Raw genomic sequence first — 22,126 nt, 5'->3', positions numbered from 1 at the left:
GGTCCGGGATGAAAGGTATATGCTCAATAATATATTGGCGTTATGGCACTGGTATATGATCAGCCGGATAAGCAAAATAAGGAATGACTATGGGAAAACTCTCTACCCACGTGCTCGATACCGCCCACGGCCGCCCGGCCGCCGGTGTACACGTTGCACTGTACGCCGTGGCCGAAGGCGCGCGCTCGCTGGTGAAGAAAGATGTGACGAACGCCGATGGCCGTTGCGCCTCGCCGCTGCTCGAGGGCGAAACCATGCAGCCTGGCCGCTATGAGCTGGTATTCGGCGCCGGCGCCTATTTCGCCGCGTCCGGCGTGGATTTGCCGGAGCCGCCCTTTATAGATGAAGTAACGATCGCTTTCGGCATCGCACACGCCAACCAGACCTATCACGTGCCGCTGGTGGTGTCGCCCTGGTCGTATTCGACCTATCGCGGCAGCTAATCGCGCAGCATGACTGCGCGCTCCCCGCGCCGAGCCCTCTGCTGCAGTTGCATCAAGCCATACAGCAGGGCTTCCGGCGTCGGCGGGCAGCCGGGCACGTAGACATCGACCGGCACAATGCGGTCGCAGCCCCGCACCACGGAATAAGAATAGTGGTAATAGCCGCCGCCGTTGGCGCAGGAACCCATCGACACCACGTAACGCGGCTCGGGCATCTGGTCGTATACCTTGCGCATGGCGCGCGCCATCTTGTTGGTCAGTGTGCCGGCCACGATCATCAGGTCAGCCTGGCGCGGCGATGGACGCGGGCACATGCCGAAGCGGTCCATGTCATAGCGCGCCGAAGCGGCTACCATCATCTCCACCGCGCAGCAGGCCAGGCCGAAGCTCAGGTACCACAGGCTGTTGGTGCGGACGGTTTCCATCAATGAGTCCAGCGAAGTGAGCACGTAGCCGTCGCGCTCGAGCGTAGCATCCAATTCCATTTCGTTTCCCCTTTATCAGCGTCGCTACGATAGCGGGGAACGCGCGGAAAATATTGTATGGATGCGACATGCGCCGCGAATCAGTAATCCTCGCGGGTGACGATGGGACGGGAGGCTTCGTCGTAACGCAGCAGGCGCAGGGAGCCCTTGGCATCAGCCGCTGCTTCCATCAGGGCTTTAGGCGCCAAACCGGTGTACTGCACGAAGTCGCGCACCATGTGGGCCTGGTCATGGTAGCCGCAATCGACGGCCAGGCGGGTCAGGCCACCGTGGCGCAGCGGGGTAGAGATCATGCGCGACAGGGCGCGGATGTAGCGCATCATGCGGCGGCTATCACGCATGCTTTGCCCGTAGCTGGCCATCACCTTGCGCTCCAATTGACGCACGCTGATGCCGAAACGGGTCGCGATTTCCTCGGTGGGCAAGGCCAGCATCAGGGGAGGCAGGGAGAACGGCTGCGCGCCGCGGCGCAAGGCCGCTTCGCGCTGGTCGAGGCGGCGCAGCAGCCAGTCGGACATCAGTGCCACCCAGCGCCCACTATCCATCCCGCCGCGTAATTGCTCCTCCAGCGCGGCGATGCCGGGCCAGTCCGGCGCCGCATCTTCCAGCGACACCACCGCATCCCGCAGTTCGCCCGGCGGGACATCGAACAGGCGCCCGAAAGCGCCCGCATCGATCACCGCGCTGATAAAGGTCGTCTGAGGCTCCCACACGGCAGGAAAATGGCTGGTCATCGGCCCGGTGACGAAGGGTTCGGAATGCGTCCACTCACGCCCATCGGCATCGGCAAAGCGCGATCCGCCGCGAATGAAAAAAGTAAGCATGGGGCATGGCGAAGCAGGCACCAGCACCGCGCCCGGGCTGAAGAGCTCAATATGGAAATAGCGCACCACCCCCGCCAAGCTGGGCGGAGGGGCGATAGCGAGGCGCATCGGCGCCGAAATCAAGTCCACATCACGCATGCCGAGCATTATATGGCCCCTCGGCAGAGCCCGTGTCAACCTTGGGGTCAGGCTCTTTGGTTGACACGGGCTCTACTGTTGCCATGCTAGAATCGCCCTCTTATTGACTTGTCATTACGACCTTGGATACCGTTCCCTTGTGGGCGCAATTTGCCGCCCTCTCCTTCCTGATTCTTGCCTCGGCCTTCTTCGCTATGGCCGAAACCGCTCTGATGGCGGCCAATCGCTTCCGCCTGCGTCACCAGGCTAAACGAGGCAGCCGCCGCGCCATCGCTACGCTGTGGCTGCTGGAACGTACCGAACAACTGCTTTCCCTGGTCCTGGTCGCCAATACCCTACTCAACGCAATGGCGATCGCCTTGGCCACCGCCATCGCCATCACCCAGTTCGGGCTGGAACAGCATGTAATCCTGCTTTCGACCGTTATCGTGGTATTCATCCTGATCGTGCTGGCCGAGATTTCGCCCAAGATTATGGGTGCGCGCTATGCCGACCAGATCGTGCTGCCAGCCTCCCTGGTGCTGCGCCCCCTGCTGTCGGTGTCCAAGCCCTTGCTCTGGTTCGTGCACCTGTTCGTGAATACCCTGCTGCGCCTGTTCCGCATCAAGCCTACGGGCCAGATCCAGGAGGGAAACCTATCGCCGGACGAATTGCGCTCGGTGCTGCTGGAAAACGGCAGCTTCATCCCGAAAAAGCATAAGAGCATCCTGCTCAACCTGTTCGACCTGGACACCATCTCGGTGGAAGACATCATGACCCCGCGCGCCCATATCGAGGCGCTGGACCTGGCCATGCCGGTGGAAGACATCAAGTCCCAGCTCACTACCTGCTTCCATAACAAGCTGCCGGTCTATGACGGCGAGATCAACCAGATCGTCGGCATCCTGCACGTGCGCAAGGCCATCGCCCTGTTAAATGAGGACGAGGAGCTGACAGTCGAACACTTCCGCAAGCTATTGTCTGAGCCCTTCTTCATCCCTCAGGACACCCCGGCTTTCTCCGCCCTGCAGAACTTCCAGGAGAATAAAGAGCGCCTGGCCATCGTGGTCGACGAGTACGGCGAGGTGCAAGGCCTGGTCACCTTGGACGACATCATCGAGGAAATGATCGGCGAGTTCACTACCTCCACCCCAAGCGCGGCGCGCGCCGAGAGCTTTGGCTGGGACGCGCACGGCGAATGCTTGCTGGAAGGTAGCACGGCTTTACGTGACATTAACAAGCGTCTGGGTTTAAACTTTCCCTTGGATGGGCCTAAGACCCTGAACGGCTTGCTGCTGGAAGTGTTACAGGACATCCCGGATGCGCCCATCTCGGTCAAGGTGGGGAATTGCATCGTAGAAGTGGTGCAAGCACAAGACCAGGCTATCAAAGTAGTGAAATTACGACGTCCGGAGCCCCGCCACGCAGAGTGAACGGTGCGGAGCTTTACAAAAATGATTCCTATAGGCATCATCCGGAGACTCACTCTAATTAACATTCTGATAGTGCGCTCCTATGGCTGCAGTACAACCGAACTCGGCGTCAGGTACCCCTATGTCGGGGCTGGCCCGGGCCCTGATGCAAGCGGGGCGACTCACCCCGCCTCAGGCGGACGCACTTAATAAGAAGGCGCAGACCGAGAAATCGACCTTTATCGATGTCCTCCTTGAAGGGGGCACGATCAAACCGGCCGAACTCGCCGCCTTTTGCTCCGATACCTTCGCTTACCCGCTGCTCGACCTGAGCGCGATCAATACCGACCTGCTGCCACCCAAGGCCATCGACATCAAGCTGATGCTGTCCCAGCGCGTGATCCCGCTGGCCAAGCGCGGCAACAAGATGTCGGTGGCCCTGTCCGACCCCACCAATACCCAGGCGCTGGACCAGATCAAGTTCCAGGCCGAATCCACGGTGGAGCCGGTCATCGTGCAGCACGACGTGCTGCTCAAGCTGCTGGAGAACCTGACCAAGAGTTCCCAGCAGACGATCATGGACATGACCGGCGAAGAAGGGGAAATCGAGTTCGCCGAGGAAGAAAGCGTATCGCAGGCCACCTCTGACGCGGCTGCCGAGGTGGAAGACGCGCCGATCGTGCGTTTCCTGAACAAGATGCTGATGGATGCGGTCAATATGGGCGCATCCGACTTGCACTTCGAGCCGTTTGAAAAGTTTTACCGCATTCGCTTCCGCGTGGACGGCGTGCTGATGGAACACGCCCAGCCGCCGACCACGATCAAGGACAAGCTGGTTTCGCGTATCAAGGTGCTGTCCAAGCTGGATATCTCGGAAAAGCGCGTGCCGCAGGACGGACGTATGCGCCTGATCGTCTCGGCCACCAAGACCATCGACCTGCGTGTCTCGACCCTGCCGACCCTGTTCGGCGAAAAGACCGTCATGCGTATCCTGGATGCGACCCAGGCCCAGATGGGTATCGACTCGCTAGGCTACGATCCGGACCAGAAAGAACTGCTGCTGGACGCGATCCAGCGTCCCTACGGCATGGTGCTGGTGACCGGTCCGACCGGTTCCGGCAAAACCGTGTCGCTGTACACCTGCCTGAACATCCTGAACAAGCCGGGCATCAATATCTCGACTGCGGAAGATCCAGCCGAGATCAACTTGCCGGGTGTGAACCAGGTCAACGTGAACGACAAGGCCGGCCTCACCTTCCCGGTGGCGCTGAAAGCCTTCCTGCGTCAGGATCCCGACATCATCATGGTCGGCGAGATCCGTGACCTGGAAACGGGCGACATCGCCATCAAGGCTGCGCAAACCGGCCACATGGTGTTCTCGACGCTGCACACCAACGACGCGCCATCAACCCTGACGCGTCTGATGAATATGGGGGTAGCCCCATTTAACATTGCCTCCTCCGTGATCCTGATCACAGCGCAGCGCCTCGCGCGCCGCCTGTGCACCTGCAAGAAGCCGGTCGATATTTCGCCCGAACTCCTGCTCAAGGCGGGCTTCAAGGAAGACGACCTGGATGGCACATGGAAGCCTTACGGCCCGGTGGGCTGTGAGCGCTGCAATGGCTCGGGCTACAAAGGCCGGGTCGGTATTTACCAGATCATGCCGATCACGCCCGCGATCGAAGCATTGATTCTGGCACACGGCAACGCGATGCAGATCGCGGCACAATCGGAAGCGGAAGGCGTGAAGTCGCTGCGCCAATCGGGACTGGTCAAGGTCAAGGGTGGCCTGACGAGCCTGGAAGAAGTGCTGGGCTGCACCAACGAATAGGAAATAGGAAATGGCTACTGCGGGCACTAAAGAACAAGTCTTCGCTTGGGAAGGCAAAGATAAAACCGGCAAGACCGTACGGGGCGAAATCCGCGCCGGCGGCGAGGCCGTGGTCAACGTAACCCTGCGCCGTCAGGGCATCATGGTGACCAAGGTCAAGAAGAAGGTCTACCGCTCCGGCAAGAAGATTAAAGAGAAGGACATCACCCTGTTCACTCGTCAGCTGGCGACCATGATGAAGGCTGGTGTGCCATTGCTGCAAGCCTTCGACATCGTCGGCAAGGGCCACGCCAATCCATCGGTCGCCAAACTGATCATGGACCTGCGCGCCGATATCGAAACCGGTACCAGCCTGAACATGGCTTTCCGCAAGTATCCGCTGTACTTCGACCCGCTGTTCTGCAACCTGGTGGCAGCCGGCGAACAGGCCGGTATCCTGGAAGACCTGCTGACCCGCCTGGCGATCTATAAGGAAAAGACCCTTGCCATCAAGGCCAAGATCAAGTCGGCACTGACCTATCCAATCGCCGTTATCGCGGTGGCCTTCATCGTGACGGCCGTGATCATGATCTGGGTGGTGCCGGCGTTTAAAGAGGTGTTCTCCAGCTTCGGCGCCGACCTTCCGGCACCGACGCTGTTCGTGATGGCGATGTCGGAATACTTCGTCAACTACTGGTACCTGATATTCGGCTCCATCTTTGCCGGGCTGTACTTCTTCTTCCAGTCCTGGCGACGTTCGGAAAAGATGCAGGCCACGATGGACCGCCTGCTTTTGAAAGCTCCGGTGTTCGGCGATGTGATCCGCAAAGCGACCATCGCGCGCTGGACTCGTACCCTGGCGACCATGTTTGCCGCCGGCGTGCCCCTCGTCGAATCGCTGGATTCGGTGGGCGGCGCTTCGGGCAATAAGGTTTACCTGGAAGCGACCAAGAAGATCCAGACCGAAGTCAGCACCGGTACCAGCCTGACCGTGGCCATGCAGAACGCGGACGTGTTCCCGAGCATGGTGACGCAGATGGTGGCGATCGGTGAAGAATCGGGTGCGCTCGATTCCATGCTGGGCAAGGTGGCCGACTTCTATGAGGATGAAGTGGACGAGGCGGTTTCCCAGCTGTCCAGCCTGATGGAACCGATGATCATGGTGATCCTGGGCGTGCTGATCGGTGGCCTGGTGGTCGCGATGTATATGCCAATCTTCAAACTCGGTTCGGTGGTGTAAAGAGAATGCAAGAAACTTTGATGCTGTTCTCCCCGCCTGCAACGCTGGCCGCCGCCGTGGTGGCCGGCATCCTGGGTTTGCTGATTGGCAGTTTCCTGAATGTGGTGATCCACCGCCTGCCGATCATGATGCAGCGCGAAGTCGACAGCGTTTGCGCCTGCGAACGCGACGAGCCGGAACCGCACCCGGAAAAGTACAACCTGGTCGTGCCGCGTTCGGCCTGCCCGCACTGCGGCCACCAGATCACGGCGCTGGAAAACGTGCCTGTCATCAGCTGGCTGGTATTGCGCGGCAAATGCAGCTCCTGCAAGGCGCCGATTTCCGCCCGCTATCCGATGATCGAAGCTGTCAGCGCTGCGCTGTCCGCCGGCCTGGTCTGGCATTTCGGCTTTGGCTGGGAAGGCATGGCGGCCTTGGTATTTGGCTGGCTGCTGCTGGCCATGACCTTCATCGACATCGACACCCAACTGCTGCCGGACGACCTGACCTACCCGCTGTTGTGGCTGGGCTTGCTGGTCAACGTGAAAGGCATGTTTGTGCCGCTGCAGGACGCGGTTCTGGGTGCTGCCGCCGGCTATATGGTGCTGTGGACTGTGTACTGGGTGTTCAAGCTGGTGCGCGGCAAAGAAGGCATGGGCTACGGCGACTTCAAGCTGCTGGCTGCGCTGGGCGCCTGGATGGGCTGGCAAATGCTGCCGGCGATCATCCTGCTGTCGGCCGGTGTCGGTTCGGTGATCGGCATCGCCATCATCATCGCCTCGCGCATGGGCTTCGACCACAAGATCCCGTTTGGTCCTTACCTGGCGGGGGCCGGCCTGGTTGCCCTGCTGTGCGGCCAGCAAATCACTGCCTTCTTCTACGGGGTGACGGGCTGATATGCCTGGGCGCCTCGTCATCGGCCTGACTGGCGGCATAGGCAGCGGTAAAAGCCTGGTCGCCAATATGTTTGCCGAGCGCGGCGCCAGCATCGTCGATACCGACCAGATCGCCCACAGCCTGACCGGGCCCAATGGCGCCGCCATGCCCGACATCCTTGCCGAATTCGGCGCCCAGATGGCTGACAGCCATGGCGCCATGGATCGCGCCAAAATGCGCGAACTCGTATTCCGCGAGCCGGCCGCCAAGCGCCGGCTGGAAACCATTCTCCACCCCATGATCCGTGACGCCACAGAGGCGGCCGCGGCCGATGCCACCGGCGCCTATGTCATGCTAGCAATTCCCCTGCTGGTCGAATCCGGCACCTGGAAGCAGCGCGTCAACCGCGTTTTGGTCATTGATTGCCCGGAAGAAGTCCAGGTGGCGCGCGTGATGGCGCGTAACGGACTCGCCGAAGAGCAAGTACGCGCTATCATGGCGGCTCAGGTACCTCGAGCGGTACGCCTGGCAGCCGCCGATGATGTCATAGACAATGGCGGCCAGATCCAGTCTTTAACGCCCCAGGTAGACCGTTTGCATGATTTTTATCAGCAATATTTGTAATTTTGCTTCGCATGGTTCAGAATCACGTGATTATTAATAGGTCTTCCACACGAGGGATGCTTTGATCGTTTACGAATATCCTTTCAATGAGCGCATTCGCACGCTATTGCGCCTGGAGGATCTATACGAGAAGTTCAAGTTCTTCGTGCATCAGGAACACCCGATGCAGCATCACGTCGCTTTGGCCACCATCTTCGACATGCTCGAAGTCGCCGGGCGCGCCGACCTGAAATCCGATCTCCTGCAAGAACTCGAGCGCCAGCGCCAAAGCCTGATGGGCTACCGCTCCAATCCGAATGTCCAGGCCGATATGCTGGACGCCATCCTGGCTGAACTCGACAGTGTTTCCAGCGCCCTCGTCGCGGCGCAGGGCAAGACTGGCCAGAACGTGCGCGACAATGAGTGGCTGATGAGTATTCGCGGCCGCACCATTATCCCGGGCGGCGCCTGCGAATTCGATTTGCCTTCCTATTACGCTTGGCAGAAGCAGCCGGCGGAAAAGCGTTTCAACGATATCGTGACCTGGTTCAACCCGCTGGCGCCGCTGTTCGATGCGCTGGGCCTGGTGCTGCGCTTGCTGCGCGACTCGGGCGCCCCAGTGAAGATGATTGCCAATGCTGGTAGTTACCAGCAGATGTTGCAGGGTAAGGTCTACCAGATGCTGCGCCTGGCCGTGGATGAGTCGACGGGTGCGATTCCTGAGATTTCGGCCAACAAATACATGCTGTGGGTGCGCTTTACTTCGCAGGGCGGGGATTTGAAACCCAAGCCACTGGAAGAAGATGTACCATTCGAGCTTACCCTTTGTAATTTCTAAGTATTACCATGCCGACTGTCGTTGAATGCCCCACCTGCCAAGCGAAGGTAGAGTGGACGGAAGCTAATAAATACCGCCCTTTCTGCAGCGAGCGCTGCAAGATGATCGACCTTGGCGCCTGGGCTGAGGAAAAGTACACCATTCCGGGCGCTGCGCCGACTGATCCTCTCGACGAGGACGCGCCGGAAAACCGGTAAACCGGTGGTCTGACCCGCAGGGTCAGACACCTGATACGCGGCTGCCGCAGGTCGGGTGTCTGACCCTGCGGGTCAGACACCGAATTACCGGTTTTAGTAGCGCACCCGGTCCAGCCACTCCAGCAACGGTATCGTCGCCGGCAGCAACGGCTCCACGCCAACAGTCCCCTGCCACGCAAACGCCTGCCCTTCCAGGCTCTGCGGCTCACCCGTCCATTCACGGCTGATAAAGAAATGCAGCCGCACATGCGCATGCGGGTACACGTGCTCAACGCCGCACCATTCCTCCGCGCTGACAATTTGGATACCCAGCTCCTCCACAAACTCGCGTTTGAGCGCCTCGAGGATCGTCTCGCCCGGATCCACTTTACCGCCCGGGAATTCCCAGTAGCCCGCATAGGGCTTGCCATCCGGGCGCTGGCCCAGAAGCACATCCCCATTCGGCATCATCAGGATGCCAACCGCGACATCGATCGGTTTCTGCGCGGCGCTCATGGCAGCCTCCCCGCATAATCACGCGCAAACTGCCAGGCCACGCGGCCCGAACGCGAACCGCGTTGCAGCGCCCATTGCAGGGCCTCGGTGCGCGCGTCCGAAATCTGCTGCACGGTGCAGCCAAACGCCGCCAGCCAGTGCGCTACGATGCCCAGGTAGTCATCCTGCTTGAACGGATAGAACGAAAGCCACAAGCCAAAGCGCTCGGACAGGGAAATCTTCTCCTCCACCGTTTCGCCTGGATGCAGGTCGCCATCCTCGTCATGCTTGTAGCTTGCGTTATCTGACATCCGCTCCGGCATCAGGTGGCGGCGGTTGGAAGTGGCGTAGATCAGCACATTGTCGATCACCGCCGACACCGATCCATCCAGCGCCACCTTCAGCGCCTTATAGCCGCTCTCCCCTTCTTCAAACGACAGGTCGTCGCAGAACACAACGAAATGCTCGGGACGTCCGGCAACCAGCTCCATGATATCTGGCAGGTCGTGCAAATCGTCCTTGTCGACTTCAATCAAGCGCAAACCCTGCGCCGCGAAAGCCCCCAGGCAAGCCTTGATCAGCGAGGATTTGCCGGTGCCGCGCGCACCCGTCAGCAGCACGTTATTGGCTGGCTTGCCTTCCACGAACTGCCGCGTGTTCTGCTCAATCTGCGCCTTCTGGCGAGCGATATGCTGCAAATCGTCGAACGCAATTTGCGCGGGACGCGGGACCGGCTGCAGATAGCCGACATTATTGCGCTTGCGCCAGCGGAAAGCGCTTGAAGCCTGCCAGTCCGGCGCGGAAACGGCCGGCGGCAGGATGGCTTCCACGCGCGCCAGCATGGCTTCGGCGCGCTTCAGGAATTGGTCGAGTTGGTGCGACATCCGTATTAAGAACGGTAGTCGGCGTTGATCGACACGTAGTCGTGCGACAGGTCGCAGGTGTAGACGGTGGAAGCGGCAGTGCCGCGCGCCAGCTTCACGCGCACGGTGATTTCGCTTTGCTTCATCACGCGCTGGCCATCTTCTTCCTTGTAGTCAGGATTGCGGCCGCCGTTCTTGGCCACCCACACATCGTCCAGGTAGAGGTTGATCTTGCTGACATCCAGGTCGTCCACGCCGGCGTAGCCGATGGCGGCCAGGATGCGGCCCAGGTTAGGGTCGGAAGCGAAGAAGGCGGTCTTCACCAGCGGCGAGTGGCCGATCGAGTAAGCGATCTTGCGGCATTCGTCGGTGTCTTTGCCGTCTTCCACGGTAATGGTCATGAACTTGGTAGCGCCTTCGCCGTCGCGCACGATGGCCTGGGCCAGGAATACCGACAGCTCGGTGACGGCGGCAGCCAGCGCCTTGTATTCAGGCGAGTCGACCGAATCCACCACCAGGGTGCCGGCGCCCGTGGCCATCATCATGAAGGAGTCGTTGGTCGAGGTGTCGCCGTCGATGGTGATGCAGTTGAAGGACTTGTCGGCCGCCTCCTTGACCAGCACGTCCAGCACCGGCTGCGCCACTTTGGCGTCGAAGGCCAGGTAGCCCAGCATGGTGGCCATGTTGGGCTTGATCATGCCGGCGCCTTTCGAGATACCGGTCATGTTGACTTTATGGCCGGCGACATCGACGGTGCGCGACGCAGCTTTAGGCTGGGTGTCGGTGGTCATGATTGCCTCGGCGGCGTTGAACCAGTTGTCGGCCTTCAGGTTCTGGATCGCTTTCGGCAGGCCGGCCACGATCTTTTCGACCGGCAGCGGCTCCAGAATCACGCCGGTGGAGAACGGCAGAATCTGCTGCGCGTCGCAGCCCAGTTCCTTGGCCAGCGCTGCGCAGGTGGCGCGCGCATTGGCCATGCCCGCTTCGCCGGTACCGGCGTTGGCATTGCCGGTGTTGATCATCAGCGCGCGGATCGGCTTGGCGCCGCCCTTCACGGCCGCCAGGTTTTCCTTACAAATCTGTACCGGTGCGGCACAGAAGCGATTCAGCGTGAACACGCCGGACACGGCGGCGCCATCGGCCAGCTTCAGGACCAGCACGTCCTTGCGGCCCGGCTTTTTGATACCCGCTTCGGCAAAGCCAAGCTCGATACCGGCAACCGGCTTCAGGTCTGCGGCGACAGGGATAGGGGAATTGACGGCCATGGTTTTCTTCTCAATCTTGGTGGGGAACGAAGTAGTTATTTTAAACGCACGCGCATTTCAGTGCGCAGTGCAATACCGCTAATTAAAGAACTCAAAAACCCCACAAATTCTAGAAGCTGCTCTCTATTTGTGCAGTTTGGGATTCAATTTGGTGCAGGTTTAGTTTATTCTGGGAAACTGCCATAAACAATTTGGCACGACTTTGGTGCACTGCACTATCAATAGAACAACATTCGAATCGGGATCACTTCATGAAAAAACAGTTTCTCGCCGCCGCTGTGCTGGCAGCTACCAGCATGTTGGCCCAAGCCGGCACCCTGGGCGACGGCAACTTGAGCATCAGCGGTTTCGGCACGCTCGGCGTGGCCAAGACCGACTCTGACGACGCAAAATTCGCGCGCTACAACCAAGCCGCCGGTACCGGCGACTCGCCACGCATTGGCCTGGACAGCAACCTGGGCCTGCAAGCAACCTACACCTTCAACGAGAGCCTGTCGGGCACCGTGCAGGTGCTGACCCGCAAGAACACCAGCCAGCAATTCACCACCGACCTGACCTGGGGCTTCCTGAAGTACAAGCTGAACGACGAGACCAATGTACGCGTTGGCCGCGTGGTACTGCCTGCCTTCCTGATCTCGGACTATCAGAACGTGGGCTACGCCAACACCATGATGCGTCCACCGATCGAGATGTACGGCCAGGCCCCAATCGAAAACGTGGATGGCGGTGACGTCAACTGGCAGCATTCCTTCGGCGACACCAACGTGACTGTGCAAGCCTTTGGCGGCGTGAGCCGCGGCAAGCTGTACATCCCGACCGGCGGCGGCTCCGTAGCCAAGCACCAATCCCCAGTCTTCGGCCTGGCGCTGACCGCCGAATACGGCCCGTTCACCGGCCGTCTGGCGCACGCCCGCGCCAAGATCGAAGTCAACAACCTGACCCCAATCAATGCCGTGACCGACGGCCTGGCAGCGACCAAGATCCCGGCCATGATCCAGCTGGCTGACGACCTGACCCTGAAGGGCGGCAAGCGCATGAGCTTCACCGAACTGGGCCTGACGATGGACTGGAAAAACATCGTCCTGCAAGCCGAGTACGCACAGCGCCGCGCCCACGAACCGGTCTACATCCCGGAAACCAATTCGGGCTACCTGATGGCAGGCTACCGCTTCGGCAAAGTGCTGCCTTACTACGCACACGCTTACTACAAGGGCGCCGGTTCCACGGTGACGGTACCGACCGTGCCGGCTGGCCACCCGCTGGCGCCAACCCTGGCTGGCATCCGCGGCCTGCTGGTATCGCCTGAGCAGAAGTCCGACCTGATCGGCATGCGTTGGGACTTCGCCAAGTCGCTGGCCCTGAAAGTGCAGATCGACCACGTGAAGCCACAAGTTAAAGGCGGCTCCCTGATCCTGCCTTCCGGCGTTATGACCTACGGTAACAGCGTGAACGTCTATGCCGCCGGCATCGACTTCGTGTTCTAAGGAGATGGCCATGAAAAAGATACTGACCGCCCTCCTCGCCTCCGCACTGGCTGCCGCAGCGCTGCCGGCATCGGCCGAGATCGTCGTAATCGTCAACAAAGACAATCCTGCTTCGCGGATGTTCTCGGAACAAGCGTCCCAATTCTTCCTCGGCAAATCGGCCATGTTCACCCCGGTGGACCAGGCTGAAGGCTCCAAGATCCGCGCCGACTTCTACCAGAAGGTCGCCGAAAAAGACCCAGCCCAGGTGAAAGCCATTTGGTCCAAGCTGGTATTCACCGGTAAAGCCACGCCACCGAAGGAATTCAAGTCCAACGCCGAGGTAAAGAAAGCCGTGGCCGACGATCCAAAAGCCATCGGCTACATCGATAAATCGGCTGTGGACGACAGCGTCAAGGTGATCCTGACCCTGCCATAAGCCAAGCTTTCCTTTTGCGCCTGCTACGCGCCAACGCCGCCCCGCAACAGCCGGGCGGCGTTTTTTTTAAATATCGGCAACTTTTACAAGTGAAGCGATACAATGGCGTGATATTTACACAATAAAAAATGTCCACTGTGGGGCGGTACGGCGATCCGGCAGGAACAAAAGTGGACATTTCTCTTAGAAATGTCCACTTCTGTTCCTGACCCCACGGTGGACATTTATATCTGGGGAGTTGCATTTGAAGCTTTCGCTGCGCGCGAAATTCCTGCTGCTGAGCGCGTTCGTGCTGTTGGTGGTGGTGGCGGTATTGATCGGCAACAGCCTGCGCCTGATGACCAACGCCGTCAGCCGCAATGCCGACCGGGTCGCCCATGAATACGCCGTCAACCTCAACCTGACCCTGACGCCTTACGCCAGCAGCGGCCGACTCGGCGAATTACGCAGCTACTGGTCAGAAATGCTGTCCGACCCGCGCGACAGCTTCCTACGCTATATCGTGATCCTCGACGCGGCCGGTGAAACCGTGTTGGAAGCGGGCGAGCGTCCGACCTTTATGCCCGAATCCATGCGCCAGGCGCAGCTGGACGGTGTGCGCACTGCGGTCGATGGCAACCTGCTGCACGCACAGACGCCATTGCTGTTGAAGGATAACAAGGTAGGCACACTGCATTTCGGCCTGTCCACCGTCGACCTGGTTGCGGCGCGCGACGATGTGCTGCGCCAGGGCGGATTGATTGCGGCGCTGGGCTTTGCGCTTGCCCTGCTGCTGTTCATCGCGATGACGCGCGGGATGGGCAAGCGCCTTGGCGCACTGGCCGAGCATTCGGAAAAACTGGCGCAAGGCCAGTTCAGCCAATTGCCCGAAACGGGAGGCGACGAACTCGAAGTGGTAACCCATTCGCTGAACCTGATGAGCGCCGCGCTGCGCGAACGAATCTCGCAGTTGGAGGAATCGCAGCGCCGCCTGAGCGAATCGGAGGAACGCTTCCGCACGCTGTTCGATATGACGCCGCTGCCGCTGTCGGTGTCCGACCAGGATGGACGCATCATCGGCGCCAACCAGGCCTTGGCACGTATCTTCGGCATTCCATTGCACGAATTGATTGGCAAGCGTTCGGATGAAGTGAAATTCTGGGCTTCGCAAAACGAACGCCAGCGCATCTGGAACAAGATCCGCCTGCAAGGCGTGGTGCAGGGTGAAATGGCCGAAGTGCTGCTGCCAGGCGAGCGCCCGGGCCAAGTGGCGATCTGGTCTTCCTCGCTGCAGCTTGATGGCCGCCACGCCATCATCTGGGCGCTGCTCGACCTGACGCAAGAGATGAGCGCCAAGCAGCAGCTGCGCGAATTGAATGATGCACTGGAGACCCGCGTCCGCGAACGCTCCGCCGCGCTGGAGCAAGCCAACCTCGATTTATCCAACGCGCTGGAGACCCTGCAGCGCACGCAGCACGACCTGATCGCTTCCGAAAAGATGGCCTCCCTCGGCTCGCTGGTTGCCGGCATCGCGCACGAACTGAATACACCGATCGGCAACAGCCTGCTGGCCTCCACCGCGCTGGACGACCGGGTGAAAGAATTCAAACAGACCTTGGCCGACGGCTCCATCCGCCGCTCCACGCTGAACAATCATCTCGACGAGGTGCAGCTCGCCTGCGGCCTGATTTCGAACTCGCTTGAAAAGGCCGCCTCCCTGATCGCCTCGTTCAAGCAAATCGCGGTGGACCAGACCAACGACCAGCGCCGCCACTTCCGACTGCAAGCGGTGGCGCTCGACACCGCCGCCACTTACATGCCGCGCCTGCGCCGCAGCGCAATCCAGATGGAAGTCGACGTACCGCCGGAAGTGGAGCTGGACTCCTATCCCGGCAGCTTGTACCAGATCTTCAATAACCTGATCAACAACGCCCTGATGCACGCCTTCGAGGGCCGCACCAGCGGCCACCTATGGCTCAACGCCCGCCCCATCGAGGACGAACAAATCGAAATCGTGTTCCGCGACGACGGAGTCGGCATGACGGATGAAGTGAAACGCCACATCTTCGACCCATTCTTCACCACGAAGATGGGCAACGGCGGTACGGGCCTCGGCATGAACATCGTCTACAACATCGTCACCGGCGTGATGGGCGGGCGGATCAGCATCGATTCCGCGCTTGAGGAAGGTACTACTGTGCGCATGATCATTCCGGTGCTCTCGCCGCAGCGTGAATGATCGACCGTTCTCGTCACTTATAAAGTCTGCAGGAGAAATCCCGATAGGCGGCTTACGCCCCAACGCGGACTCCAGGGTTCAATGCTGGATCACTGGTAGTTCACCATCTTTAAACAACTCCAGTTTTCCGAACTTTGCAGTGAGGGCGTCGATGAGATGCCCAAAGAACAGATGATATGCGCCTTTTCGGGAAGTGATGAGGCCGCCAGTAATGATTTCACAGTCGACATCAAACTCTGGCTGCCCCGGAAGCTGGGAGTAGAAATAAAACGCTATACCGTCACGAAAGGCGGCAAGGGACGACAAGCCACGAAGAAGGCTATCCAACTCATCTGCGTCGTTACAATCAAATAAAATTACTTGCCACATGAGCGCCTAACAACAGGTTTATCGAAAGTCCGTTTTTGGCCGAGTGCTGTTTCTCGTTATTCGGCAGGAACTGGTTGTGTGACTTCATGGTATTCCTGACGGATAGCCAAATTGGAGTTCGTCAAGAACGAGTCGCATTGCCCGACGAGATCGTCTTTACTAAGGCTCGCAATCTCGTCACGCGCCCATTTTTTCAGCGTATCAAAATCAGCTCGTGCCTTGATCTTTGATGCAACCTCTGGCACGCCGGAGAAAAGCAGCACACTTCTCACCTGAAACTGCGAGCTTCTCTCTGGGTAAAGTTTTGTGCAGGCCAATTGCAGTTCTTCGACATATGCCACTGATGCTTCAAGCGGCCATGGACTTGCGTTGGCCGCCTCCATCGAAGCGACGAGCATCAACGTCACCATTAAAAATCTTCTCATCGAAATTCCATTTCATACGTCCGCAACTGGCCGGTTGCAGCAATTTCAAATCTAGGAAAACCGTAGTCGCCATTGCGCCCAACAGTCTTGATCGCCAGCCTATCACATCGTCTTGCGAAATAAATCGGCCCGGGCGCTTGCGCGGCCGGGCCGTTTTAAGTGATGCGATTAATGCTTATGCCAGCTTACCGTGGCAAGCCTTGAACTTCTTGCCGCTGCCGCATGGGCATGGATCGTTGCGGCCTACTTTGAAGCCTGCGTCCAGCGCAGCTTGCAGGTCTTCCGGCGGAACTGCGGTTGGGGCCAGCAGTTCTTCCGGTGCTGCGTTCGCGTTGAAGTCCGCGTGCTGGTAGTGGACGTTTTCCAGGTGCGTCTGGTTCATGGCTGCTTCCGCTGCCTCGACTTCTTCGCGCGACTGGATGCGGACCATCATGACCATGCGGATCACGTCGTTCTTGATCATGTCCAGCATGGTGCCGAACAGTTCGAACGCTTCGCGCTTGTATTCCTGCTTAGGGTTCTTCTGCGCATAGCCGCGCAGGTGGATACCCTGGCGCAGGTGATCCAGCGCTGCCAGGTGCTCGCGCCAGTGGGTATCCACCGACTGTAGCATGACGTTGCGCTCGAAGCCGCCGAAGGCTTCCTTGGAAACGATATCGACCTTGGCCTGGTACACGGCATCGGCTGCCGCGATCACGCGTTCGACGATGTCTTCGTCGGTGATATTGTTTTCCTTCTCCATCATTTCGACCAGCGGCAGATCGATCATCCATTCTGCGGCCAGCGTCTTCTGCAGGGCCGGGATGTCCCACTGCTCTTCCACCGATTCTTCCGGCACGAAGTTGCGCACCACGTCGGTGAACACGCCGTGGCGCAGGCTCATGATGGTGTCGGAGATCTCGGTCGCTTCCAGCAGTTCGTTACGCTGCGAGTAGATCACCTTACGCTGGTCGTTGGAGACGTCGTCGTATTCCAGCAGCTGCTTACGGATGTCGAAGTTACGAGCTTCAACCTTGCGCTGTGCGGATTCGATGGAACGGGACACGATGCCCGCTTCGATCGGTTCGCCTTCCGGCATCTTCAGGCGATCCATGATCGCGCGTACGCGGTCGCCGGCGAAGATGCGCAGGAGCGGGTCGTCCAGCGACAGGTAGAAGCGGGAGGAGCCTGGGTCGCCCTGGCGGCCGGAACGGCCACGCAGCTGGTTGTCGACGCGGCGGGATTCGTGACGCTCGGTACCAACGATGTGCAGGCCGCCGGCGGCAACCACCTGGTTGTGCAGGGCTTGCCAGTTGTCGCGCAGCGACTGAGCTTGCTCGGCCTTGTCGGCGTCGGTCAGCTCAGGATTCTCTTCGATGAACTTGATCTGGCTTTCAACGTTACCGCCCAACACGATGTCGGTACCGCGGCCTGCCATATTGGTGGCGATGGTGATCGCTTTCGGCGAACCCGCCTGGGCGATGATCAACGCTTCACGGGCGTGCTGTTTTGCATTCAGCACATTGTGCGGCAGCTTGGCCTTGTCCAGGATGCTGGACAGCAGCTCGGAGTTTTCAATCGAGGTGGTACCCACCAGTACTGGCTGGCCGCGCTCGTAGCAGTCGCGGATATCCAGCATCATGGCGTTGTACTTTTCTTCGTTGGACTTGTACACCTGGTCCTGGCGGTCTTTACGCTGCGAAGGACGGTTCGGCGGGATCACAACGGTTTCCAGGCCGTAGATTTCCTGGAATTCGTATGCTTCGGTGTCGGCGGTACCGGTCATGCCGGCCAGCTTGCCGTACATACGGAAGTAGTTCTGGAAGGTGATCGAGGCCAGGGTCTGGTTCTCGTTCTGGATCTTCACGCCTTCCTTGGCTTCGACTGCCTGGTGCAGGCCGTCGGACCAGCGGCGGCCGGTCATCAGGCGGCCGGTGAATTCGTCGACGATCACCACTTCATTGTTCTGCACAACGTAGTGCTGGTCCTTGAAGTACAGGGCGTGCGCGCGCAGCGCCGCGTATAGGTGGTGAACCAGGGTGATGTTGGCGGAGTCGTACAAGGACGCGCCTTCAGGCAGCAGGCCCATCTTGGTCAGGATGCCTTCGGCCTTTTCGTGGCCGGCTTCGGTCAGCAGCACCTGGTGCGCTTTTTCATCCTTGGTGTAGTCGCCTGGGACTTCTACCTTGCCTTTGCCGTCTGGAGTGTCTTCGCCGATTTGCAGGGTCAGCTGCTGCGGTACCAGGTTGATCTTGTGGTACAGCTCGGTGTGGTTCTCGGCCTGGCCGGAAATGATCAGCGGAGTACGCGCTTCGTCGATCAGGATCGAGTCAACTTCGTCGACGATACCGAAATTCAGGCCGCGCTGTACGCGGTCGCTGGCTTCGAACACCATATTGTCGCGCAGGTAGTCAAAGCCGAATTCGTTGTTGGTACCGTAGGTAATGTCGGAACCGTAGGCGGTTTGCTTCTGGTCGTGCGGCATCTGCGACAGGTTCACGCCGCAGGACAGGCCCAGCCAGCGGTACAGCTTGCCCATGGTGTCAGCGTCGCGCTGCGCCAGGTAATCGTTGACGGTCACGATGTGAACGCCCTTGCCGGACAGTGCATTCAGATAGGCTGGCAGGGTTGCGGTCAGGGTTTTGCCCTCGCCGGTGCCCATTTCGGCAATCTTGCCGTAGTGCAATACCATACCGCCGATCAGCTGTACGTCAAAGTGGCGCATCTTGAACACGCGCTTGGAGGCTTCGCGGCAGGCGGCGAAGGCTTCCGGCAGCAGTTTGTCCAGCGATTCGCCATTGGCAACGCGTTCCTTGAAGGCCGGCGTTTTCGCTTGCAGCTCGGCATCCGACAGCTTTTCAAACTCCGGCTCCAGGGCGTTAATCGCCTTTACCGTTTTTTGGTATTCCTTGAGCAGACGCTGGTTGCGGCTGCCGAAAATCTGGGTCAGTAAGGACATTTCTTAAATTCTTCCTCGGGTCCGCCAATGGCAAAAGTGCGTGATTTTATCATGCGTTCCGGGCAAGGTTGGGATCTTGACCTATATAACAATAGGCTAGCGTTGAAAAATTCACCGGCTGGGGCCGCCACGGTAAAATGGCGGTATGCGCTTTTCCTTCACCGATCGCAAGCACGCCCCGCAGGAAGCCACGGATTTCCTGCGTGGAAACGCGCGCCTGGCCGCCTTGCTGCCGGCCGTGCAGCGCATGGTAAATTTACAACGCGACTGTGCGGAAGTACTGCCTTCAGCCTTCAAAACCTGCGAAATCTTCGCTTTCGATGGTGGGGAACTGACCCTGGCCGTGCCCAATACGGCGGTGGCGGCCAAGCTCAAGCAACAGGTGCCGAAACTGCAGGAAGAGCTGAATGGGAAAGGGTGGCAGATTAACAACATCCGTTTTCGGGTGCAGATGCCAAAAGGGATTGCCCACGTCGGCCCAAGCGGCGAAGGCCTGAAGTTGCCGGAAGCCGCAGTCGATTCCTTCGACGAACTCAGCCAGAAGCTGGAACCAACTGCCGCCAACGAGCCCTTGGTCGAAGCCTTGCGGCGCCTGGTTGCCCGCCGCCGCGGCTAAATGTCCACCGTGGGGTCAGGAACTAAAGTGGACATTCTTCAAAGAATGTCCACTTTAGTTCCTGACCCCACGGTGGACATTTCTTATAGGTAGGCCCACTCGCGCGACATCTGCTTCGCGTAGGAAGGCGGGGCGGTGTCGATGGAGTCGAAGGAGACCAGTTCGTAGGAATCCGGATCGGCCAGCATGGCGCGCAGCAGCTGGTTGTTCAGGGCGTGGCCGGATTTGTGTGCTTCGTAGCTGGCGATGATCGGGTGGCCGACCATGTACAGGTCGCCGATTGCGTCGAGAATCTTGTGGCGCACGAATTCGTCGTCGTAACGCAGGCCGTCCTGGTTCAGGATGCGATATTCATCCATCACAATGGCGTTTTCCAGCGAGCCGCCGCGCGCCAGTCCAATACCGCGCAGCATTTCCACATCTTGCATGAAGCCGAAGGTGCGGGCACGGGCAATCGCCTGGATATACGAAACGTCGCCGAAATCCACGGTCGCGCGCTGCGCCGTGCCATCCACCGCCGGGTGGTTGAATTCGATGAAGAAGTCCAGCTTGAAGCCGTCGTGCGGCACGAGGCGTGCCCATTTCTCGCTCGGGCCTTTGCCTTCGCGGATTTCAACGGTTTTCTTAATCTTGATGAATTTCTTAGGCGCTTCCTGCTCCTGCACGCCGCCCTGCTGCAGCAGGTAGACGAAGGACGATGCCGAACCATCCATGATCGGGATTTCTTCCGCGGTGACGTCCACATACAGGTTGTCGATGCCGAGGCCGGCGCAGGCCGACATCAGGTGCTCAACGGTGGAAACGCGTCCGCCGTCCTTCATCAGCACGGTTGCCATGCGGGTATCGCCCACGATGTCCGCCCTTGCTGGGAAGACAACTTGCGGGTCCAGGTCCACACGGCGGAACACGATGCCGGTATCCGGCTCAGCTGGGCGCAGGGTCAGCTCGACCTTGGTGCCGGAGTGCAGGCCGACACCTGTGGTGCGGACGATTTCTTTGATGGTTCTTTGTTTCAGCATGCGAGGATTATAGCGCCCCGCGCCCTTCCCCGCTTACGGGTGCTCAGCCTCGGCATGCTCGGTTTCGCGCCGCACCAGGTAGATGCCGGAGCCGATAATGATGGCCGCGCCCAGCAAAGTATAGGCATCCGGCAGCGTGTGCCACAACAGCCAGTCGATGCCCACGCCCCAGGCCAGTGCCGTATATTCAAACGGCGCGACGATGGAGGCTTTGCCCATGCTGAAAGCGCGCGTCAGCGCCAGTTGGCCGAAGAAGCCGCTTACCGCCAGCGCCGCCATGGCCGGCCACAGCGACCAGTCGATCGGCACCCAGACATTGATCGCCAGCGGCGCCACACCGACGCCCATCAGCGTCAACACCCAGAACATCACGTGCTCAGGGGCGTCGGTCTTGGCCAACACGCGGCCGGCAATGGCGGAAATGGCATAGCACACCGCCGATGCCAACACCGCTAGACCGGCAACCGAGGCAAAATTGCTGCCGTCCGGGCGCAACACGACCAGCACGCCGCCCAGGCCGACCGCAATAGCAACCCACTGTCCCAGGCTGACTTTTTCGCGCAGGACGACTACGGCCAATGCAGTCACCAGGGACGGTGCAATGAAGAAGATGGCGTAGGTGTCGGCCAGCGGCAGCGACTTCAGCGCATAAGCAAAGAGCGACAGCATGGCGATGCCGATCACGCCGCGCAGGATATGCAGCGGCCAGCGCACCTTGAAGATGCCGGTGAATTTTCCACGATAGGCAATATAGGCGCACACCAGCGGCATCGAAAGCATGCATCGCAACGCCGTCACCTGCAGCGCCGGGTAACGCCCGGCTAGCACTTTCATGGAAGCGTCCATGAGGGAGAACATGGCGACGGCTGCCACCATGGCGTAAATAGCTTGCAGGTTTTCTTTTTGTTGCGGAGTCACGATGGAGGCCCAAAAGCGTTGCCGGGTCGTCCATTGTACTGAAAGAAACGAATTGCTGCTGAGGCCACATTAGCTCAATCGATAACAGTAAAAGTCCCTGTTCGACCACTCTCGCTGTTCCGTGCTGCCCCCTTGCCTGCCGTACGGCATCCGGTTCCTCGCATCCTCGCATACGCCATCCCAAGTGCCCCTGATATTGAAATAATCAGGCCAGAGTTGCTGCCTTACTGACGGCATGGCGTCGATGACTTTGAAGACCCGTCGAATGATCTTACGAGGATCCCCCCTGTCCATC

General features: G+C 59.5%; 22 protein-coding genes. 12 read left to right on the top strand and 10 right to left on the bottom strand.

Annotated elements, in window-relative coordinates; translation table 11 throughout:
• Positions 1-89: 89 nt before the first annotated feature.
• Positions 90-443: a hydroxyisourate hydrolase gene (uraH, locus tag AC1RTP_RS23735; RefSeq protein WP_498611103.1), complete on the top strand. Its 354-nt coding sequence runs from the start codon at positions 90-92 to the stop codon at positions 441-443.
• Here the strand turns inward: uraH and AC1RTP_RS23730 are convergent.
• Positions 440-928: a NuoB/complex I 20 kDa subunit family protein gene (locus AC1RTP_RS23730; RefSeq protein ID WP_498611102.1), complete on the bottom strand. Its 489-nt coding sequence runs from the start codon at positions 926-928 to the stop codon at positions 440-442. The two genes, uraH and AC1RTP_RS23730, sit on opposite strands and share 4 nt — an antisense overlap.
• Positions 929-1,008: 80 nt before the next feature.
• On the bottom strand, positions 1,009-1,899 hold the full coding sequence (locus AC1RTP_RS23725; protein WP_498611101.1) for a helix-turn-helix domain-containing protein: 891 nt from the start codon (positions 1,897-1,899) through the stop codon (positions 1,009-1,011).
• Between the two features lie 113 nt (positions 1,900-2,012).
• On the opposite strand from AC1RTP_RS23725, the gene AC1RTP_RS23720 reads away from it, so the two are divergent.
• The 7 genes from AC1RTP_RS23720 to yacG all read left to right on the top strand — a co-directional run bounded on the left by AC1RTP_RS23720 (position 2,013) and on the right by yacG (position 8,824).
• Entirely contained in the window at positions 2,013-3,302 is a 1,290-nt protein-coding gene (locus tag AC1RTP_RS23720; RefSeq protein WP_498611100.1) for an HlyC/CorC family transporter, read from the top strand.
• A gap of 121 nt (positions 3,303-3,423) precedes the next feature.
• Positions 3,424-5,112 carry a type IV-A pilus assembly ATPase PilB gene (gene pilB, locus AC1RTP_RS23715; RefSeq protein ID WP_498611099.1) on the top strand — a complete coding sequence of 563 codons (1,689 nt, stop codon included), beginning with the start codon at positions 3,424-3,426 and terminating at the stop codon, positions 5,110-5,112.
• 10 nt (positions 5,113-5,122) lie between these two features.
• Positions 5,123-6,331: a type II secretion system F family protein gene (locus tag AC1RTP_RS23710; protein WP_498611098.1), complete on the top strand. Its 1,209-nt coding sequence runs from the start codon at positions 5,123-5,125 to the stop codon at positions 6,329-6,331.
• Positions 6,332-6,336: 5 nt separating this feature from the next.
• Positions 6,337-7,206 (top strand): prepilin peptidase, encoded by an 870-nt coding sequence (locus AC1RTP_RS23705; protein ID WP_498611097.1) that lies wholly within the window; start codon positions 6,337-6,339, stop codon positions 7,204-7,206.
• 1 nt (position 7,207) lies between these two features.
• Positions 7,208-7,810 carry a dephospho-CoA kinase gene (gene coaE / locus AC1RTP_RS23700; RefSeq protein WP_498611096.1) on the top strand — a complete coding sequence of 201 codons (603 nt, stop codon included), beginning with the start codon at positions 7,208-7,210 and terminating at the stop codon, positions 7,808-7,810.
• Positions 7,811-7,871: 61 nt separating this feature from the next.
• Positions 7,872-8,627 carry a cell division protein ZapD gene (gene zapD, locus AC1RTP_RS23695; RefSeq protein WP_498611095.1) on the top strand — a complete coding sequence of 252 codons (756 nt, stop codon included), beginning with the start codon at positions 7,872-7,874 and terminating at the stop codon, positions 8,625-8,627.
• Positions 8,628-8,635: 8 nt separating this feature from the next.
• Positions 8,636-8,824 (top strand): DNA gyrase inhibitor YacG, encoded by a 189-nt coding sequence (gene yacG, locus AC1RTP_RS23690; RefSeq protein WP_498611094.1) that lies wholly within the window; start codon positions 8,636-8,638, stop codon positions 8,822-8,824.
• Between the two features lie 93 nt (positions 8,825-8,917).
• Here yacG and mutT read toward each other — a convergent pair whose 3' ends face one another.
• The 3 genes from mutT to argJ are packed head-to-tail and all read right to left on the bottom strand — an operon-like array spanning position 8,918 to position 11,426.
• Positions 8,918-9,319 (bottom strand): 8-oxo-dGTP diphosphatase MutT, encoded by a 402-nt coding sequence (gene mutT, locus AC1RTP_RS23685; protein ID WP_498611093.1) that lies wholly within the window; start codon positions 9,317-9,319, stop codon positions 8,918-8,920.
• Positions 9,316-10,182, bottom strand: a complete 867-nt coding sequence (locus AC1RTP_RS23680; RefSeq protein ID WP_498611092.1) for an ATP-binding protein — start codon at positions 10,180-10,182, stop codon at positions 9,316-9,318. The genes mutT and AC1RTP_RS23680 overlap by 4 nt, the downstream gene beginning before the upstream one ends.
• Positions 10,183-10,187: 5 nt before the next feature.
• Positions 10,188-11,426: a bifunctional glutamate N-acetyltransferase/amino-acid acetyltransferase ArgJ gene (argJ, locus tag AC1RTP_RS23675; RefSeq protein ID WP_498611091.1), complete on the bottom strand. Its 1,239-nt coding sequence runs from the start codon at positions 11,424-11,426 to the stop codon at positions 10,188-10,190.
• 251 nt (positions 11,427-11,677) lie between these two features.
• Between argJ and AC1RTP_RS23670 the strand changes: the two genes are divergently transcribed.
• The 3 genes from AC1RTP_RS23670 (at position 11,678) to AC1RTP_RS23660 (ending at position 15,546) form a co-directional block, all read left to right on the top strand.
• Positions 11,678-12,910 carry a porin gene (locus AC1RTP_RS23670; protein WP_498611090.1) on the top strand — a complete coding sequence of 411 codons (1,233 nt, stop codon included), beginning with the start codon at positions 11,678-11,680 and terminating at the stop codon, positions 12,908-12,910.
• 10 nt (positions 12,911-12,920) lie between these two features.
• Complete coding sequence (locus AC1RTP_RS23665) at positions 12,921-13,328, top strand: type 2 periplasmic-binding domain-containing protein (protein ID WP_130315351.1); 408 nt, start codon at positions 12,921-12,923, stop codon at positions 13,326-13,328.
• Positions 13,329-13,572: 244 nt separating this feature from the next.
• Positions 13,573-15,546 carry an ATP-binding protein gene (locus AC1RTP_RS23660; RefSeq protein ID WP_498611089.1) on the top strand — a complete coding sequence of 658 codons (1,974 nt, stop codon included), beginning with the start codon at positions 13,573-13,575 and terminating at the stop codon, positions 15,544-15,546.
• 78 nt (positions 15,547-15,624) lie between these two features.
• Here the strand turns inward: AC1RTP_RS23660 and AC1RTP_RS23655 are convergent, their stop codons facing one another.
• The 3 genes from AC1RTP_RS23655 to secA all read right to left on the bottom strand — a co-directional run bounded on the left by AC1RTP_RS23655 (position 15,625) and on the right by secA (position 19,278).
• Complete coding sequence (locus AC1RTP_RS23655; protein WP_498611087.1) at positions 15,625-15,915, bottom strand: hypothetical protein; 291 nt, start codon at positions 15,913-15,915, stop codon at positions 15,625-15,627.
• Between the two features lie 56 nt (positions 15,916-15,971).
• Positions 15,972-16,325, bottom strand: coding sequence for a hypothetical protein (locus tag AC1RTP_RS23650; protein ID WP_498611086.1), 354 nt, complete (start codon positions 16,323-16,325; stop codon positions 15,972-15,974).
• A 190-nt stretch (positions 16,326-16,515) separates the two neighbouring features.
• Positions 16,516-19,278 (bottom strand): preprotein translocase subunit SecA, encoded by a 2,763-nt coding sequence (gene secA, locus AC1RTP_RS23645; protein WP_498611084.1) that lies wholly within the window; start codon positions 19,276-19,278, stop codon positions 16,516-16,518.
• Positions 19,279-19,423: 145 nt separating this feature from the next.
• Here secA and AC1RTP_RS23640 point away from each other — a divergent pair, with 145 nt between their 5' ends.
• Positions 19,424-19,894 (top strand): DciA family protein, encoded by a 471-nt coding sequence (locus tag AC1RTP_RS23640; RefSeq protein ID WP_498611082.1) that lies wholly within the window; start codon positions 19,424-19,426, stop codon positions 19,892-19,894.
• 83 nt (positions 19,895-19,977) lie between these two features.
• Here the strand turns inward: AC1RTP_RS23640 and lpxC are convergent, their stop codons facing one another.
• Positions 19,978-20,913 carry a UDP-3-O-acyl-N-acetylglucosamine deacetylase gene (gene lpxC, locus AC1RTP_RS23635; RefSeq protein ID WP_498611081.1) on the bottom strand — a complete coding sequence of 312 codons (936 nt, stop codon included), beginning with the start codon at positions 20,911-20,913 and terminating at the stop codon, positions 19,978-19,980.
• 33 nt (positions 20,914-20,946) lie between these two features.
• Positions 20,947-21,789 carry a DMT family transporter gene (locus AC1RTP_RS23630; protein WP_498611131.1) on the bottom strand — a complete coding sequence of 281 codons (843 nt, stop codon included), beginning with the start codon at positions 21,787-21,789 and terminating at the stop codon, positions 20,947-20,949.
• Between the last annotated feature and the right edge of the window lie 337 nt (positions 21,790-22,126).

The organism is Pseudoduganella sp. GW821-FHT11H04 (genome assembly GCF_058807935.1).
Note: the sequence above shows the minus strand (reverse complement) of the source record. Positions and strands in the feature narration are given on the sequence as shown.